This is a genomic window from Streptomyces sp. NPDC002787 (genome assembly GCF_053592095.1).
Map to the genome: position 1 here is coordinate 176,454 of NZ_JBSFVC010000013.1, position 16,492 is coordinate 192,945.

Sequence of the window (16,492 nt, forward strand, 5' to 3'; positions counted from 1 at the left end):
ATCACCTCGCAGAAAGAAGGCCCCACCATGCCCCAGCAGGTCCAAGGCGTCATCGCCGGCGGGAAGGGCGACCCGGTACGGATCGAGACGATCGTCGTGCCCGACCCCGGGCCGGGCGAGGCCGTGGTGAAGATCCAGGCGTGCGGGGTGTGCCACACCGATCTGCACTACCGGGAGGGCGGGATCAACGACGAGTTCCCGTTCCTGCTCGGTCATGAGGCGGCCGGGGTCGTCGAGTCGGTGGGGGAGGGGGTGACCGATGTGGCGCCGGGCGACTTCGTGATCCTCAACTGGCGTGCCGTGTGCGGCAATTGCCGGGCCTGCCGACGAGGGAAGCCCTGGTACTGCTTCGACACCCACAACGCGAAGCAGAGGATGACCCTGCTGGACGGCACCGCACTCTCTCCCGCCCTGGGGATCGGCGCGTTCGCGGAGAAGACGCTGGTCGCGGCCGGCCAGTGCACCAAGGTCGACCCCGAGGCCTCCCCGGCGGCGGCCGGGCTGCTCGGCTGCGGGGTGATGGCGGGCATCGGCGCGGCCATCAACACCGGACAGGTGGGGCGCGGCGACAGCGTGGCCGTGATCGGCGTCGGCGGTGTCGGCGGCGCCGCCGTCATGGGCGCCCGGGTCGCCGGCGCGGCCCGGATCATCGCCGTGGACATCGACGACCGCAAGCTGGACACCGCGAAGCGGCTCGGCGCCACCCACACCGTCAACTCCCGGCAAACCGACGCCGTCGAGACGATCCGTGAACTGACCGGCGGCTTCGGCGCGGACGTGGTCATCGACGCGGTGGGCCGTCCCGAGACCTACGAACAGGCCTTCCACGCCCGTGACTTGGCGGGCACCGTGGTCCTGGTGGGTGTCCCCACCCCGGAGATGAAGCTCGAACTGCCCCTCCTCGACGTCTTCGGTCGCGGGGGAGCGCTCAAGTCGAGCTGGTACGGCGACTGTCTGCCCTCCCGTGACTTCCCGATGCTCATCGACCTGTACCGCCAGGGCCGTCTGGACCTGGACGCCTTCGTCACCGAGACCATCGCCCTCGACCAGGTGGAACAGGCCTTCGAGCGGATGCACCACGGCGACGTACTGCGCTCGGTGGTGGTCTTCTGATGGCCGGCGTCCGCGTCGACCGCCTGGTCACCTCCGGCACCTTCAGCCTGGACGGCGGCACCTGGGAGGTCGACAACAACGTCTGGATCGTCGGTGACGACCACGAGGTCGTGGTCATCGACGCGGCCCATGACGCCGAGGCCGTCGTGGCGGCGGTCGGGGACCGCCGGGTCACGGCGATCGTCTGCACGCACGGCCACGACGACCACATCGACGCGGCGCCCGCGCTCGCCGACGCCACCGGCGCGCCGATCCTGATCCATCTCGACGACCGCCTGCTGTGGAAGCACACCCACCCCGACCGCGACCCGGACGGCTATCTCTCCGACATGCGTCGGATCACCGTGGCCGGAACCGAACTGACCGTCCTTCACACCCCGGGCCACACACCGGGAGCCATCTCCCTCCACGCCCCGGACCTGGGCGCCGTCTTCACCGGTGACACCCTCTTCGCCGGCGGTCCCGGCGCCACCGGCCGTTCCTGCTCCGACTTCCCGACCATCATCCGCTCCGTCCGTGACCGGCTGCTCACCCTCCCGCCGGACACGGTGGTCCGTACGGGACACGGCGATTCCACGACCATCGGCGCCGAGGCGCCCCATCTGGACGAGTGGATCGCCCGAGGACACTGACCGTCGGGCGCGATGCGGCCGGGGGCGCACACCGGCGTACGTCTCAAGACGCACGCCGGGTTCCGGCGTGCCCTTGACGGCTGACCGCCACTGACGACCGGCGGCGGATGTGACGGGCCGTCGACCGGAGGAACGTGGGTGTCGCCCGGAACTCCGGGCGACACCCACGACGAAGGGTCTTGTCATGACTCATGGGTTACCGGCCGCCACCCGAATCCGTGCCGCCGCGATCGCCACCGTGCTGATCGCCGCCGCGGCCACCGGATCCGCGGTCGTCGGTTCGGCATCGGCCTCCGACCGTTCACCCGGGCCCGTCTCCGGGATGCCGCGGGAGGCGGCCGCCCTGACCGGTTCCGGCAAGCTCTCCCGGACGTCCGCGGAGGACATCACCTTCACCATCGACGCGCATCTCGCCGCCGAGCACACCATGGACCCGCTGCGGGCCACCGGCACCTTCCGCTTCAGCCACTACCTGGGCGGCGAAGGACACTGGGCGGAAGGGCGGATCGACTGTCTGCTCACCGGCGGCAAGGTCGCCGTCGCCACCGGAGTGATCACCAGGACCGACTTGCCAAAAGCCCTGGGCAACCGCGTCGGCTTCACCGTGCACGACCAGGGCCGGCACGACCGCCTGGGCTACAGCTGGGCCACCGTGGGCACTCCGGAGGTGACCAAGGACCTGCCCACGTGCGTGAGTTCCGCGCCGTACGAAAAGGTCAGGGGCGGCACTGGTGACTTCCGGGTGCTGCCCTGGAAGCCGGACCTCGTGGACTGAGGCGCCGGACGCGGGTCAGCCCTCCAGGCGGCGCAGCCGTTCCGCGTCGCAGGTGCGGGGACAGGTGGAGCAGGCCTCGGCCGGGCGGATCGTGTAGTAGAGGCAGCAGCCCTTACGGGTGCGGGTCGGGTGCTCACGGCCGTCGCTCGTGCGCAGGGAGCGGAAGTCGGCGCCGCCGGGGAAGGGCGCGTGGGCGGTGGGAAGGACCTCCGAGGCGGCCCGCACACCGGCGGCCTCGTCGCCCCGCACACGGCCGAGGTACCACAGCCCGGAGACCAGGTCGTCGGAGACCAGGCCCCACAGCGCGCGCGAGCCCCGGCGGACGTACGGACCGATCGCCTCCAGCACCGGTCCCATGTGGTCCGCGACGGCGGCCCTCAACTCGGCACGCAGCGCCTCCTGGTGGGCGACGGTCCGCGTGCCGGGCAGGTCCGCCGCCGGGTCGTCCGGCAGACAGAGGAGGTCGGCGCCGGGGGTGATCTCGTACGTGCCCGACGCCAGGTCGACCCGTATGTCGCCGGGGGCGATCCGGGGTACGCGCCGCTCCAGGTACCACACGCCGCTCATCAGCAGGCCGACCGACCAGGCGTAGTCGTGCAGGGCGCGGGAGGCGGCGACATGCCGGGGCGCGGTGTGGTCGTAGCGGTCCCGGATGCGGACGGCCTCCGCCTCGACAAAGGCCTCGATCGCTTCCTGACCGTCCGTCAAGCCGACTGTGATGCCCGCTGTTCGGGGTGACGGGAGTTCCTGGGTGAGGGACGACCGGACCCCTGAGCGGACGGGCGCCGCGATGCGCACGGACAGCACCTCGCACACCGCGTCCAAGCGGCGGTAGGCGGCGGCGAGGAGGCCCGGGACCCGAGTGGCGGTGTCGGCCTGGGCGGTGTCCAGGGGGGCCACGGTCATCGGTAACTCCAGAGCGTGAAGGGGTTTGGCGAGTAGTGGAGGTAAGGCTTACCTTATCCACAAGATCGCGTGCCTGATGACCAACGAGGTGTGAAGTAGTCATGTGCAGTTCTGACCAGCGAAGTTACTCACTGGTTGATCAAGGGCGGCGTAGATCACAGCGAAACCCCAGCTGTTGAAAACTAAAGCATGCCTAACCTAAGCTCACGTTTCGTGACTGCGACCGAACGGGCCGCGCCGTCCGGCGTACCCCTGCGTGCCCTGAGGCACTTGCCCCTGTTCCTCGGCGGAATCGGCGCACTGGCGCTCTGCGCCGCGCTGAGCCTCGCCCTCGGAGCCCGTTCCGTACCCCTGTCCACCGTCCTCGACGCGCTGTCGGGTCACGGGGAGGGCCGGGACGCGCTGGTGGTGACGGGGCTTCGGCTGCCGCGCACGGTCATCGGCCTCGCGGTCGGCGCCGCGCTCGGGGTCGCGGGTGCCGTGGCGCAGGGAATCACCCGTAATCCGCTCGCCTCGCCAACCACCCTGGGAATCAACGCCGGTGCGGGCTTCGCGGTCGTCGTCGCCATCTTCGCGCTGAAGCTCTCGGACCCCGTCGAGTACGTGTGGTTCGCCTTCACCGGGGCCGCCGGCGCCGCCGTCTTCGCCCAGGCGCTGGCCCGCCGCGCCGGCGACATCGACCCCGTACGGCTCGCGCTCGGCGGAACCGTCCTCCAACTCGTCCTGCTGTCCTGGACATCGGCGGTGATGCTGGCCAGTCAGCGCACCCTGGACGAGGCACGCTTCTGGCTGGCCGGCTCCATCGCCGGACGCCAACTCGACACGCTCTGGCCGGTGCTGCCCTTCCTCGTGCTCGGCCTCCTGCTCGCCCTGGCCGTCGCGCCCGCCCTCAACGCCCTCGCCCTGGGCGACGACTCCGCCCAGGCGCTCGGCGTGCCGGTCACCCGCATCCGGCTCGCCGGCGGCATCGCGGTCGTCCTGCTCGCCGGATCGGCGGTCGCCGTCGCGGGACCCGTCGCCTTCATCGGACTCGCCGCACCCCACCTCGTCCGCCCGCTCCTCGGCGGCGACCACCGACTCCTGGTCCCCGGCTGCCTCATCGCCGGACCCCTGCTCCTGCTCACGGCCGACATCCTGGGCCGCCTGGTCATCCGCCCCGCGGAACTGGAGGTCGGCATCGTCACCGCCTTCCTCGGCGCGCCCCTGCTTGCCCTGCTCGCCCGGAAGGTCGCCCGATGACACTGACGTACAAGGTGGCCGTACGACCTGATACGCGCCGCATGCCCGGCCGTGCCCGCCTCCTCGCGTACGGCGCGACCGGCCTCGTCGCCCTGCTCGTGCTGCTCACGGTCGCCGTCTCCACGGGTGAGATGGGCATGCCCGCGTCCACCGCGCTGCCCGCCCTGGTCGGGCTCGGCGATCCGGGCGATGTGCTGGTGGTGCAGGAGTTCCGGGCGCCGCGCGCGGTCGCCGCCGTCGTGGCCGGTGCCGGACTGGGCGCGGCCGGCTGCGTCCTGCAACGGCTGTTCCGCAATCCCCTCGCGTCCCCGGACGTGATGGGCGTGACGGGCGGTGCCTCGCTCGGCGCGGTCGCGCTGCTCGCCGCAGGAGCCTCCCAACTGCTCATCCCTGTCGGTGCGTTGGCCGGTGGCATGCTGGCCGCCCTGCTGCTCGGTGTGTTCGCCTGGCGGTCCGGGCTCGCCGTCACCCGGCTCGTCCTCACCGGCCTGGCCGTCCAGGCGGGCCTGGCCGCCGCGGTCAACCTGATGATCGTGCGCTTCCCGGCCGAGCTCGCGGGCTCGGCGCTCCAGTGGACGACCGGCTCGGTGTACGGCCGCACCTGGACGGAGGTCTGGGGCGCGGGCGCCGCCGTGCTGCTCACCCTGGCCGCCGCGCTGATCACCAACCGCCGTCTGGCCGTGCTCGACCTGGGCGACGACTCGGCGGGCGCCCTCGGCCTCAACACCTCCGCCGCCCGCCTCCAACTCCTCCTCGTGGCCGTCACGCTGGCCTCCCTGGCGGCCGCCCTCGCGGGCCCGGTCACCTTCGTCGCCCTCGCCGTACCGCACATCGTCCGCTTCCTCACCGGCCCGCCCACCGCGGCGACCCTCGCCCTGGCCGCCCTCACCGGAGCCGTCCTGCTCCTCGCCGCCGACCTCGTCGTCCAGCACCTCCTCCCCATCGAGGGCCTCCCGGTCGGCGCCGCCACCGCCACCCTCGGCGCCCCCTGGCTGCTGGCGCTGATGTTCCGGCAGAGCAGCCCGGTGCGGGGGAGTGGGGCGTGAGGGCGCGGTCGGTGGGGGGTGTCTGCGGTGCGTCGGCGAGTGCGGGTGGGTGGGGGCTGATCGCGCAGTTCCCCGCGCCCCCGAAAGACCAGCCCCCACCGGACCAGCACCCGAAGACCGCACCCCAAAACCACCCCGTCCCCGCCCGTCGCCTCCCGCCCGCCCCCAGGAGCCCCGCATGACCACCACCAACCAGCTCTCCACGCGGGGCCTCGACCTGCGCTACGGCGACCGGCTCGTGGTCGGCGGGCTCGACCTGACGCTGCCCGGCGGTGCCGTCACCGCCATCGTCGGCCCCAACGCATGCGGTAAGTCAACCCTGTTGAGAGGGCTGAGCCGACTGCTCACGCCCACCGCCGGCACGGTCACACTCGACGGCTCCGACATCCACCGCATGCCCGCCCGCACGCTGGCCCTCCGCATGGGTCTGCTGCCGCAGCAGCCGGTCACCCCGGAGGCGATCACCGTCGAGGCACTCGTACGGCTCGGCCGGTACCCGCACCAGCGGCTGCTGAGCCCCTGGTCGGCAGCCGACCAGAAGGCCGTGGACGAGGCCCTTGAGCGGACCGGCACGGCCGTGCTGCGGGACCAGCCCGTCGACCGGCTCTCCGGCGGACAGCGCCAACGCGCCTGGATAGCCCTGGCGTTGGCGCAGGACACCGAGCTGCTCCTGCTCGACGAACCGACCACCTTCCTCGATCTTCGGCACCAGCTCGACGTCCTCGATCTGGTCGCCACCCTGCACGCCGAGGCCGGCCGCACCGTGGTGATGGTGCTGCACGACCTCGGACAGGCCGCCCGTTACACCGACCACATGGTCGTCCTCAAGGACGGGCGCCTCGCCGCCGCCGGCCCACCGGCCGAGGTGCTCGACGCGGACCTGGTCAAGTCCGTGTTCGACGTGGACTGCCGCGTCATCCCTGACCCGGAGACCGGCACACCGCTGGTCGTCCCGAAGGGCGGCTCGGCCCGGCGCACCACCGCGCCCACGCCCGTCTGACCGCACATCCCTGTCCCGTTCACCGCTCATCCACCAAGGAAGACCACCCCTCATGCTCAAGCGATCTCCCCTGCGCGGATTCGGCCGCCCCGCCGCCGCAGTGCTCACCGTCGTACTCGGCACGGGCCTCCTGGCCGCCTGCGACGACGACACGACCAAGGAAAGCGACACCGCTCAGGCCGGCGCGGACAGCACCGCCTTCCCCCGCACCCTCAAGACGGTGATGGGCGACGTCGAGATCCCGTCGCAGCCGAAGAAGGTCGTCGTCCTCGACACCGGCGAGCTGGACGACGTCACCCTGCTCGGCGTCGACCCGGTCGGCGCCGTCGCCCCGCACTTCAAGACCGAGGGCGGCTTCCCGACGTACCTGGAGGGCGACCTCAAGAACACCACGGACGTCGGCCCGCTCCTGGAGCCGAACCTCGAGAAGATCGCCTCCCTCAAGCCCGACCTGATCCTCTCCTCCAAGGTCCGGCACGAGAAGGTCTACGACAAGCTCAGCGCCATCGCCCCGACCGTGTTCACCGAGACCACCGGCGGTGTGTGGAAGGAGAACCTCAAGGTCCACGCCGAGGCGCTGGGCCTGGAGGACGAGGCCGCGGCCAAGCTGAAGGAGTACGAGACGCAGGCCAAGGCGCTCGGTGAGGCCGTCAAGGAGAAGGGCGGCGCCCTGCCGACCGTCTCCGTGGTCCGCTTCGTCGCCGGCCCGACCCGCCTCTACGCCTCCAACTCCTACAGCGGAGTCGTCCTGAACGACATCGGCTTCCAGCGCCCGAAGTCGCAGATCTCCGACGACCCGGCCGTGACCATGAAGGACGTCAGCCCGGAGGAGATCGACCAGGCCGACGCCGGCCTGATCTTCGTCACCTCCGCCGACGCCGACGACAAGACCCAGAAGAAGCAGGTCACCTCCAACCCGGTCTGGAAGGACCTGCCCGCCGTCAAGGACGGCAAGGTCTTCGAGGTCCCCGACGAGACCTGGATGTCCGGCATCGGCGTCCAGGCGGCCGAGGAGATGCTCGCCGACGTGGCCGAGGCCACCGGAGTCGAACTGCCCAAGCAGTAACCCCCGCTGTACCCGGGGCGGGCCCCACCACGAGACGGGCCCGCCCCGCCCACCCCCCACCCGCTAGCGGAAGTCGTGCCCCGCCCCATGCGCCTGTACCTGCTCGCCCTGAACCCCACCGACTCCGTCACCGAGGGATTCCTGCCCGCCGCCGCGCGGCTCGGGCTGGACGTCACGATCCTCACCGACCAGCCCGACGCGCACCGCGCCACCTACCCCGAGATCGAGATCCTGCGGTGCGACGTACGGGACTTCCGCGCCGTCGTCACCCGGATCTCCACGCACCACCGGCCCGACGCGGTCTTCACCAACAGCGACCATCTCCAGACCCAGGCCGCCCTCGCCGCCCAATACTTCGGACTCCCCGGCAAGGACTGGCGGGCCACCCTGCGCTGCAAGGACAAGGGCGAGATGCGCCGCCATCTGGCCGCCGCCCGCGTCGACACCGTCTGGTCCGCCGAGATCACCGATCCGGCCGACCTGACCGGCACGCTCGTCGTCGACGCCCCGTACCCCTGTGTGATCAAGCCCCGCGAGGGCGTCGCCAGCGAGGACGTCGTCCTGGTCGACACCGCCTCCGGCCTCGTGGCCCACGGCAAGGAGATCCTGGCCCGCCGCCCCGGTCTCACCCTCGTCGTGGAGGAGTACCTGCCCGGCGAGCTGTACACCCTGGAGACCCTCGGCGACGGCCGGGTCCGGCACGTCCTCGGCGGCTTCCACACCGAGCTGTCCCCGCCGCCGTACTTCATCGAGGAGCGGCTGACCTTCGTCCCGGCCCACCCCGAGCCGGTCGTCGCGCAGATCCTCGCCCAACTCGACGCGCTGGGCGTCGGGTTCGGCGCCTGCCACACCGAGTTCGTCGTGCACGACGGCCGGGCCCGCGTCATCGAGGTCAACTACCGTGCCATCGGCGACCAGTGCGACCTGCTGCTCGCCCAGCTCCTCAACCTCCCGCTCTTCGAGCACATCCTCCGCACCCACCTCGGCGAGCCGCTGCCCACCGGCCTGGACATCCGGCGCGACGGCGCGGCCCGCCTGGAGTACCCCTGCGCCGACCGGGCGGGCATCCTCCTCGCCGCCCCCTCCGCCACCGAACTCACGGTTGATGGCGTTCATTTGACGTACCGTCCGCTGCGCGAGGTCGGCGAACGGCACGAGCTGTACTCGACCAACCGCGACTACCTCGGCGTCCTCCGCGCCACCGGCACCGGACAGGAGACCGTCGACCGGGTCGTGGCCGACTTCCTCGCCGCACAGCGCTGGGAGATCCAGCCGTGACCGCCGTCGCCACCACCCCCACGCTCGCGCCCACGGACCCCGCCGAGGCCGAGCTGCTCACCCGTGTGCTCGGCGCCCTGCTCCGCGAGGACGTCGTCGGCCTGCGCACCCGCGGCACGCTCGTCCACGGCCCGGACGGCCCTTGGCTCCGCCTGCCCGCAGCCACCGACGACGCCCTGCTCCTTCCCGTCACCGAGGACGGCTTCCAGCACACCTACGCCGCCCGACTGCCCCTACTCGTACGCGAGTCGACCGGCACGCACCTCACCACCTGCGACACCGTCCTCACCGAGCTGCGCGCCCTCGCCGACCCCGTCGACCACGACGGTTTCGACGCGTTCGCCGAGGAGTGCCGCCAGACCCTCGCGACGATGCGGCTGCACGAGGCCACGAAAGAGGAGATCGCCGACGGGCTCTCGGAGCTGTACGGCGCCGACCTGGCCGACTGGACCGGTCTGCGCGGCGGCCTCGCGTACGAGACCCTCGCCGCACGGCTGGACCACCCGGTCTATCCGACCGCACGCGGCCGCTCCGGCCTGGACGAGGAGCAACTGCGCCACCACGCCCCCGAGTTCCACCCGACCTTCGCGCTCCACTGGATCGCGCTGCCCCGGGAGTCGGTCACCGTCGCCGGGGAACTGCCGGATGGCTGGCCCACGCCCTCCGGGCTCGGCCTCGCGGACCTCGACCGCACCCATGTCGCCCTGCCCGTGCACCCGTTGACGGTCGGCGCGCCGCTCGACGCGGCACTGCGCGAGGCCGGCCTCGCGGACCGGGCCGTGCTCGCCGACCGGGCCTACCTCCCCGTCACGCCCACACTGTCCATGCGCACCGTCGCGCCCGCCGCCGCACCCTCGCTGCACCTCAAACTGCCCCTGGCCACCGCCACGTTGGGCCTGCGCAACAAGCGCTCCATCAAGCCCGGCACCCTCGTCGACGGCGCCGCCGGACAGCGGCTGCTGGAGGCCGTGATCGAGCGGGAACCCCGCTTCAAGGACCGAGTGCTGCACGCCGACGAGACGGTGTACGCACACGCCGACCACGAACTGCTCGCCGTACTGTGCCGCCGCTATCCGGCGGACCTCGACGACGCGGTCGTCCTCCCCATGGCGGCCCTCCTCGCCGAGGCACCCGGCGGGGGACTGGTCGTCGACCACCTCGCCGACCGCTTCCACGGCGGTGACCCGACCGCCCTGCTGGACGCCGTGCTCACCCTGCTGTTCGACTGGCAGACCACGCTCTTCGGCTACGGCGTCGCGCTGGAGTCGCACCAGCAGAACGTCTCCCTGGTCTTGGGCCCCGAGCCCGGCGAGCTGCGGCTGCTGCTGAAGGACAACGACGGGCCGCGCATCAACAGCACACGCCTGGCCGCCGAGCTCGGGGACGGCGGTGGCACCTGGGGCTTCGACGACGCGCGGACCTTCGGCCCCGACGACCGGGCGCCGACCGACGTGTTCACCACCATCACCCTCCATCTCTGCGCGGGCGCCTACGCGTTCGGCCTCGCCCGGCACGGCCGCGCCCCGCTGCCGCAGCTGCTGCGCCTCGTCCGGGACCGGCTCACCGAGGCCGTCGACCGGCTCGGCGGCGACGCGGGAGCCGTCCTGCGCCAACGGGTGCTGAACGCGCCCGAGCTGCCCGTGAAGGCGATGGTGACCGCCGGAACCCTGCTCAGCAAGGAACGGTCGGGCGCCGCCGACATCAACAAGCACTACACCACCGGCCCCAACTACCTTCTCCTGGACGGTGATCCGGCATGACGGCCGAGGCGCTCGCGATGTCTCGCCCCGCGTTCGGCCGCCGACAGGTGCACGCCGTGGCCGCCTGCTACTTCGTGGCGTCGTTCGCCGCGCTCGGGCTGCCGCCGTACTTCACCGAGATACTGCCCGAGCTGGGCGACCACGCGGCCCGCTGGGCTGGTGTGCTGTACGTGGTGCCCACCGTGTTCAGCGCGCTCGCGGCCCCCCTGTGGGGGCGGCTCGCCGACCGCTTCGGACGAAAACGGCTGCTGCTGCGGGCCCAGTTGGGCCTCGCCGTCTCCTTCCTGCTGGCCGGCTGGGCCGACTCGCTCACCATGTTCACCGTGGCGCTGGTCCTCCAGGGCATCCTCGGCGGCACCTTCGCGGCCTCCAACGGCTATCTGGGTGCCGCCCTGGAGGGGCCGCGTCTGTCGAAGGCGCTGACCCTGATGCAGGGCAGTGCGCGGGCCGCCCTCGTCTTCGCGCCGATCGTCGTCGGCGCGCTGTCCCCCTGGATGTCCCCGCACCGCCAGTACGCCCTCCTCGCGCTGCTCCCGCTCGCCGCCGCCCTCCTCCTGGCCGCCCTGCCCGAACCGCGCGAGGCCACCGAGCCGGAGAAGGAGGAGGCGGAGACCGCCGACGTGGCCCCCGTGGCCGCGCTGCGCAGGCTCTACGCGCTGGAGTTCGCCTTCGTGTTCTCCACGGTCATCTCCTTCCCCTACCTGATATCCCTCGTCGAGGAACGCCTCCCGGGCGCCTCCGCCGCGCTCTTCGGCCTGCTGTTCGCCCTGCCGCACCTCTGCTACCTGGTGTCGGCCATGGCCGTGCACCGGGCGATACGCACCCGCCCCCGGCCCGGTATGGCCGCCGGCTTCGCACTCATCGCCCTCGGCCTGGCCGGGCACGGTGTCGCCGACACCCTGCCCACGCTCGTCGCCGTACGGCTGCTGCTCGGGGTGGGCCTCACCCTCGCCATGGTCGGCCTGTCGGTCCTGGCCGCCGACTGCGCCCGGGGCCGCGCCCCCGGCGGGCTGTTCGGTTCCCTGGAGTTCTTCTCCAAGGCCGGCGCCGTCGCCGCCGGGGTGACCGCCGCCGTGGGCTCCGCCCGCTTCGGCCCCGCCGCGCCGGTGCTGATAGGCGGCGGCGTAGCCGCCCTCACCGTCTTCGCGACCCTCCTTCCCCCACGACCGCGTACCCGCTGGAGCCACTGAATGCCCCCGCTCACCGACTCGCTCGGTACCGCCCATCGGCCCACCCTCCCCACCGCCGACGACGCCGTGGCCCACACCCTCCTCAACTGCCTGCTGCGCGAGGTGTCCGGCCCCGAACACCAGACCGCCGTCATCGACGGCCACCTCGTGCTGCGCCTGCCCCGCCGCGGCCTGCTGCTCCGCATCGCGCTGCGCCGTACGTCACTGCTCGGCGCCCACCGCTTCACCGGCCCCGTCCAGGAGCAGTCCGACACCGGCTGGACGGCACTCGACTGGCGCCGCCTCGCCGAGTACACGCACGACGAGCTGTCACTGCGCACCGGCGTCCGCAACGACGAGTTCCTGCACCAGATCGACTCCAGCCACCGCACCCTCGCCACCGCGCTCGCCGACCGCGAGACCATCGCGCTCGCCGACCGCGATCCCACCGCTCTCACCACTGCCGACCCCGCCTCGCACGGCCTGCCGGACTACCTCGCCTCCGAGCAGTCCCTCCTGTTCGGGCACCGCTTCCACCCCACGCCCAAGGCCCGCACCGGCGACGCCGACGCCTGGAAGTCGTACGCTCCCGAGGCCGGCGCCTCCTTCCCGCTGCGCTACCTCGCGGTGCGCGACCACCTCATCGCCGAGGAGAGCGCCGAGCCGGGCGCCACCGCCGTGCTCGACCGGGAACGCGGCGACGTCCCCGAGGGCTACCGTCTGCTGCCCGCCCACCCCTGGCAGTACGAGATGCTGCGCGAACACCGGCTGCTGCGCGAGGCGTTGGGACGCGGCGACATCCTCGACCTCGGCCCCGGCGGCCGGGAGTACGCGGCCACCGCCTCCGTGCGCACCCTCTTCGACGGCGACTCCTTCCTGAAGTTCAGCCTCAACGTCCGCATCACCAACTGTCTGCGTAAGAACGCCAGTTACGAACTCTCCGGCGCCGTCGGCCTCACCCGCCTCCTCGCTCCGGCCCTCGCCGACCTGGAGACCCGCTTCCCCGGCAGTGCCATGCTCCGCGAACCCGCCTACCGCAGTCTCGCCGTCCCCGGCCCCGACGGCACCCCCGACCGGGCCCTCCTCGAAGGCTTCGGCGTGATCGTCCGCGAGGGCCTCTCCCGGCGACTGCTGTCCGGCACGACCCCGCTGCTCGCGGCCGCCGTCGCCGACGAGTACCCGACCAGCGCCGCCCACATCTCCCGCCTCCTCGGCGGAGCGGGTCCCGAGGCCGCCCTGGCCTGGTGGAGGGCCTATCTGCGGCTCCTCGTCCCGCCCGTGCTCTCCGCCTACTTCGACCACGGCCTCGTCCTGGAACCCCACCTCCAGAACGTCCTCATCTGCGTCGACACCGACGGAATGCCCGCTCAGGTCCTCTTCCGCGACCTGGAGGGCACCAAGCTCGTCCCCGACCACCACGCCGACACACTCGCCACGCTCCCGCCCGAGGTCGCCGGCCCTATGTCGTACGACGCCCAGCGCGGCTGGGACCGCGTCGTCTACTGCCTCCTCGTCAACCATGTGGCCGAGCTGCTCGCCGCACTCGCCGACCTGCACTCCGAGACCGAGGCCGACCTGTGGGCGGCGGTCCGCGCGACCATCCGCGCCTACGCGGACGAGGAGGGCTGCCCGCCCCGCCTCTCCGCCCTCCTCGCCGGGGTGCCCCTGCCCGCCAAGACCAACCTGCTCACCCGCTGGGAACGCAAGGCGGACCGCGAGGCCGGCTACGTCCGACTGCCCTCACCCCTGGCCGAGGACGTCCTCCGCTGGGGCACCCCATGAGCCGCGAGCCTTTGACGAACGACGAGCCCGCGATACGCCAGGAGCCCTCGATGACCCTCCCCACCCCCTCCGTACGCGACTGCGTCCTGTCCCTGCAACCCACCGAACTCCCCGCATATGTCTACGACTTGGCCGCCCTGCGCGAACACGCCGCACACGTACGGGGCGCCCTGCCGGAACGGGTCGAGCTGTACTACGCCGCCAAGGCCAACCCCGAGCCGGAGATCCTGGCCGCGCTGGGCCCGTACGTCGACGGCTACGAAGTGTCCTCCGGCGGCGAACTCGCCCATGTCGCCAAGGCCGTCCCGGGCCGCCCACTGGCCTTCGGCGGCCCAGGCAAGACCCCGGACGAGATCCGCACGGCCCTGGAACAAGGCGTCGAACGCTTCCACGTGGAGAGCGAGCACGACCTGCGCATGCTCGCCGAGCTGGCGCGGCAGACGGCGCCCGGTACGCGGGTGGGAGTGCTGCTTCGCTTCAACCTCGCGGTGGCGGACGGTTCCCTGGCGGGCAGCTCGCTCGCCATGGGCGGCCGCCCCACGCCATTCGGCCTGGATCCCGCACAGGCACCGCGGGTGCTGCGCCTTCTCACGGACGGCACCCACCCGCACCTCGAACTGCTCGGTGTCCACGCCCACTTGGCGAGCGGTCTCGACGCCCCCGAGCAACTCTCCGTCGCCCGCTCGATCGTGGACTGGTCGACCGGGCTCGGCATCACGCTCTCCGAGGTGAACGTGGGAGGCGGCATGGCGGTCGACTACGCCGACCCCGAGAGCCGCTTCGACTGGAAGGCGTACGGTGAAGGCCTCGATCAACTCTCCGAAGACCACCCGGACCTGACGCTCCGTATCGAGCCCGGCCGGGCGCTGACCGCGTACTGCGGCTGGTACGCCACCGAGGTGCTGGATGTGAAGCACAGCCACGGCGAGGAGTTCGCCGTCGTGCGGGGCGGCACCCACCATCTGCGCACCCCCGCGACCAAGGGGCACGACCAGCCGTGCTCGGTGCTCCCGGTCGGGGAATGGCCGCACCCGTGGCCGCGCCCGGGGGCCGCGGGGGAGTACGTCAGCCTCACCGGCCAGCTCTGCACCCCGAAGGACCTCCTCGCCCGCGACGTCCATGCACCGGGGCTGCGGGCAGGCGACCGGGTGGCGTTCTCCCTCGCGGGCGCGTACGCGTGGAACATCTCGCACCACGACTTCCTGATGCACCCGCGCCCCGGCTTCCACTTCCTCGGCTGACCCTGCTTCTCGTTCCCCGACGGAACCAGCCGCCCGCCTGACCCCTCTGGGGGAGTGTGACCGTTGACAGGCGGGCGGGTCGGGCGCAGACTCGTGCGTACAACTTAGTGAAGTGAATTTCACCAGACGAACAAGGTCGGCCCGGGGGACGGGACGCGGCTCGTCCTCAACGACGAGGAGTACTCAATGCACACCACTGTCGGCATCATCGGCGGCGGCCCGGCGGGCCTGCTGCTGGCCCGTCTGTTGCACAACGCGGGAATCGACAGTGTGGTTCTGGAACGCAAGGACCGCGCTTACGTCGAGCAGCGCCAGCGCGCCGGAATCCTGGAGCAGGCCACTGTCGACGTGCTGCGCGCCGCCGGCGCCGGCGCGCGGCTGGACGCCGAGAGTATGCCCCACGACGGCATCGAACTGCGCTTCGCCGGCCGCGGCCACCGCGTCGACTTCCCCGAGCTGACCGGCGGGCGCCGGGTGTGGGTCTACGCGCAGACCGAGGTCGTCAAGGACCTCATCGCCCTCCAGCTCGCCGAGGGTGGCCCCCTGCTGTTCGAGGCCGAGGTACACGCGGTGGAGGGCGCGGACACCGAGCGCCCGCTGATCCGCTACACCCACGAGGGCCGCGAGCAGACCCTGACCTGCGACTACGTGGTCGGCTGCGACGGCTTCCACGGGGTGGCGCGCAACGCTGTTCCGGAGGGCGTGCGGACGACGTACGAGCGGACGTACCCCTACTCCTGGCTGGGCATCCTCGCCGACGCCCCGCCTGTCTACGAGGAGCTGATCTACGCCCACTCCGAGCGCGGCTTCGCGCTGGCGAGCATGCGATCGCCGTCCGTCAGCCGGCTGTACCTCCAGGTCCCGAACGGCACCGACCCGGCCGACTGGTCCGACGAACGGATCTGGGACGAGCTGGACGCCCGCTTCGCCCTCACCGCCAACCCGGGCTGGCGGCTCAAGCGCGGGCCCGTCACCTCCAAGGCCGTCCTGCCCATGCGCAGCCACGTCACCGAGCCGATGCGGTACGGCCGGCTCTTCCTGGCCGGTGACGCCGCCCACATCGTGCCGCCGACCGGTGCCAAGGGGCTCAACCTGGCCGCCACCGACGTCATCGTGCTGGCCCGCGCCTTCGCCCGGCTCAGGGAGACCGGCTCGACCGAACTGCTCGACGCCTACTCCGGCACCTGCCTCCGGCGGGTCTGGAGGGCCGAGCACTTCTCCTTCTTCATGACCACGACCCTCCACACCGACCCGGACCAGTCCCCTTTCGAGACCAAGCTCCAGCTCTCCCAGCTCGACCGCGTCGCCACATCACGGCACGCGGCGGCCGAACTGGCCGAGAACTACACGGGGCTGTCGCTGGACATCGGCTCCTGAGCGGCCGGCCGGCCGGCACGGCACCGGTCCGCACGGCACCGGTCCGCACAGCGTCGAGGGGCGTGGGGCGGGAAGGGGCGGTCGGCGCCTCGCCCCGCGCGGCAATGC

14 protein-coding genes are annotated in these 16,492 nt (G+C 72.2%); 13 read left to right on the forward strand and 1 reads right to left on the reverse strand.

Annotation, left to right across the window (positions count from 1 at the left end; genetic code table 11):
• The first annotated feature begins 27 nt into the window (after positions 1 to 27).
• The 3 genes from ACWD26_RS19880 to ACWD26_RS19890 all read left to right on the forward strand — a co-directional run bounded on the left by ACWD26_RS19880 (position 28) and on the right by ACWD26_RS19890 (position 2,520).
• Complete coding sequence (locus tag ACWD26_RS19880) at positions 28 to 1,113, forward strand: S-(hydroxymethyl)mycothiol dehydrogenase (RefSeq protein ID WP_451271753.1); 1,086 nt, start codon at positions 28 to 30, stop codon at positions 1,111 to 1,113.
• A complete protein-coding gene (locus tag ACWD26_RS19885; RefSeq protein ID WP_451271755.1) occupies positions 1,113 to 1,745 on the forward strand; it encodes an MBL fold metallo-hydrolase in 633 nt (210 codons plus the stop codon). Before ACWD26_RS19880 ends, ACWD26_RS19885 begins: the two co-directional genes overlap by 1 nt.
• A 184-nt stretch (positions 1,746 to 1,929) precedes the next feature.
• Positions 1,930 to 2,520 (forward strand): hypothetical protein, encoded by a 591-nt coding sequence (locus ACWD26_RS19890; protein ID WP_451271757.1) that lies wholly within the window; start codon positions 1,930 to 1,932, stop codon positions 2,518 to 2,520.
• 15 nt (positions 2,521 to 2,535) lie between these two features.
• Here ACWD26_RS19890 and ACWD26_RS19895 read toward each other — a convergent pair whose 3' ends face one another.
• Positions 2,536 to 3,426, reverse strand: coding sequence for a (2Fe-2S)-binding protein (locus tag ACWD26_RS19895; protein WP_451271759.1), 891 nt, complete (start codon positions 3,424 to 3,426; stop codon positions 2,536 to 2,538).
• A 270-nt stretch (positions 3,427 to 3,696) separates the two neighbouring features.
• On the opposite strand from ACWD26_RS19895, the gene ACWD26_RS19900 reads away from it, so the two are divergent.
• The 10 genes from ACWD26_RS19900 (at position 3,697) to ACWD26_RS19945 (ending at position 16,384) form a co-directional block, all read left to right on the forward strand.
• Positions 3,697 to 4,665, forward strand: coding sequence for a FecCD family ABC transporter permease (locus ACWD26_RS19900; RefSeq protein ID WP_451271893.1), 969 nt, complete (start codon positions 3,697 to 3,699; stop codon positions 4,663 to 4,665).
• Complete coding sequence (locus tag ACWD26_RS19905) at positions 4,662 to 5,711, forward strand: FecCD family ABC transporter permease (protein WP_451271761.1); 1,050 nt, start codon at positions 4,662 to 4,664, stop codon at positions 5,709 to 5,711. Before ACWD26_RS19900 ends, ACWD26_RS19905 begins: the two co-directional genes overlap by 4 nt.
• Before the next feature lie 178 nt (positions 5,712 to 5,889).
• Entirely contained in the window at positions 5,890 to 6,711 is an 822-nt protein-coding gene (locus ACWD26_RS19910; RefSeq protein WP_451271763.1) for an ABC transporter ATP-binding protein, read from the forward strand.
• Between the two features lie 52 nt (positions 6,712 to 6,763).
• Positions 6,764 to 7,777, forward strand: coding sequence for an ABC transporter substrate-binding protein (locus tag ACWD26_RS19915; protein ID WP_451271765.1), 1,014 nt, complete (start codon positions 6,764 to 6,766; stop codon positions 7,775 to 7,777).
• Positions 7,778 to 7,864: 87 nt separating this feature from the next.
• On the forward strand, positions 7,865 to 9,055 hold the full coding sequence (locus ACWD26_RS19920) for an ATP-grasp domain-containing protein (RefSeq protein ID WP_451271767.1): 1,191 nt from the start codon (positions 7,865 to 7,867) through the stop codon (positions 9,053 to 9,055).
• Positions 9,052 to 10,815 carry an IucA/IucC family protein gene (locus ACWD26_RS19925; protein WP_451271769.1) on the forward strand — a complete coding sequence of 588 codons (1,764 nt, stop codon included), beginning with the start codon at positions 9,052 to 9,054 and terminating at the stop codon, positions 10,813 to 10,815. Before ACWD26_RS19920 ends, ACWD26_RS19925 begins: the two co-directional genes overlap by 4 nt.
• On the forward strand, positions 10,812 to 12,005 hold the full coding sequence (locus tag ACWD26_RS19930) for an MFS transporter (RefSeq protein WP_451271771.1): 1,194 nt from the start codon (positions 10,812 to 10,814) through the stop codon (positions 12,003 to 12,005). The genes ACWD26_RS19925 and ACWD26_RS19930 overlap by 4 nt, the downstream gene beginning before the upstream one ends.
• Positions 12,006 to 13,766 (forward strand): IucA/IucC family protein, encoded by a 1,761-nt coding sequence (locus tag ACWD26_RS19935; RefSeq protein ID WP_451271773.1) that lies wholly within the window; start codon positions 12,006 to 12,008, stop codon positions 13,764 to 13,766.
• A 50-nt stretch (positions 13,767 to 13,816) separates the two neighbouring features.
• Positions 13,817 to 15,007: a type III PLP-dependent enzyme gene (locus ACWD26_RS19940; RefSeq protein WP_451271775.1), complete on the forward strand. Its 1,191-nt coding sequence runs from the start codon at positions 13,817 to 13,819 to the stop codon at positions 15,005 to 15,007.
• Between the two features lie 186 nt (positions 15,008 to 15,193).
• Positions 15,194 to 16,384 carry a 4-hydroxybenzoate 3-monooxygenase gene (locus ACWD26_RS19945; protein WP_451271777.1) on the forward strand — a complete coding sequence of 397 codons (1,191 nt, stop codon included), beginning with the start codon at positions 15,194 to 15,196 and terminating at the stop codon, positions 16,382 to 16,384.
• Positions 16,385 to 16,492: the final 108 nt, after the last annotated feature.

What these genes read in the sequence shown, in the direction of transcription:
- ACWD26_RS19880 (WP_451271753.1), top strand. Translation starts at nt 28, where the DNA reads ATGCCCCAGCAGGTCCAAGGCGTCATCGCCGGCGGGAAGGGCGACCCG.
- ACWD26_RS19885 (WP_451271755.1), top strand. Translation starts at nt 1,113, where the DNA reads ATGGCCGGCGTCCGCGTCGACCGCCTGGTCACCTCCGGCACCTTCAGC.
- ACWD26_RS19890 (WP_451271757.1), top strand. Translation starts at nt 1,930, where the DNA reads ATGACTCATGGGTTACCGGCCGCCACCCGAATCCGTGCCGCCGCGATC.
- ACWD26_RS19895 (WP_451271759.1), bottom strand. Translation starts at nt 3,426, where the DNA reads ATGACCGTGGCCCCCCTGGACACCGCCCAGGCCGACACCGCCACTCGG.
- ACWD26_RS19905 (WP_451271761.1), top strand. Translation starts at nt 4,662, where the DNA reads ATGACACTGACGTACAAGGTGGCCGTACGACCTGATACGCGCCGCATG.
- ACWD26_RS19910 (WP_451271763.1), top strand. Translation starts at nt 5,890, where the DNA reads ATGACCACCACCAACCAGCTCTCCACGCGGGGCCTCGACCTGCGCTAC.
- ACWD26_RS19915 (WP_451271765.1), top strand. Translation starts at nt 6,764, where the DNA reads ATGCTCAAGCGATCTCCCCTGCGCGGATTCGGCCGCCCCGCCGCCGCA.
- ACWD26_RS19920 (WP_451271767.1), top strand. Translation starts at nt 7,865, where the DNA reads ATGCGCCTGTACCTGCTCGCCCTGAACCCCACCGACTCCGTCACCGAG.
- ACWD26_RS19930 (WP_451271771.1), top strand. Translation starts at nt 10,812, where the DNA reads ATGACGGCCGAGGCGCTCGCGATGTCTCGCCCCGCGTTCGGCCGCCGA.
- ACWD26_RS19935 (WP_451271773.1), top strand. Translation starts at nt 12,006, where the DNA reads ATGCCCCCGCTCACCGACTCGCTCGGTACCGCCCATCGGCCCACCCTC.
- ACWD26_RS19940 (WP_451271775.1), top strand. Translation starts at nt 13,817, where the DNA reads ATGACCCTCCCCACCCCCTCCGTACGCGACTGCGTCCTGTCCCTGCAA.
- ACWD26_RS19945 (WP_451271777.1), top strand. Translation starts at nt 15,194, where the DNA reads ATGCACACCACTGTCGGCATCATCGGCGGCGGCCCGGCGGGCCTGCTG.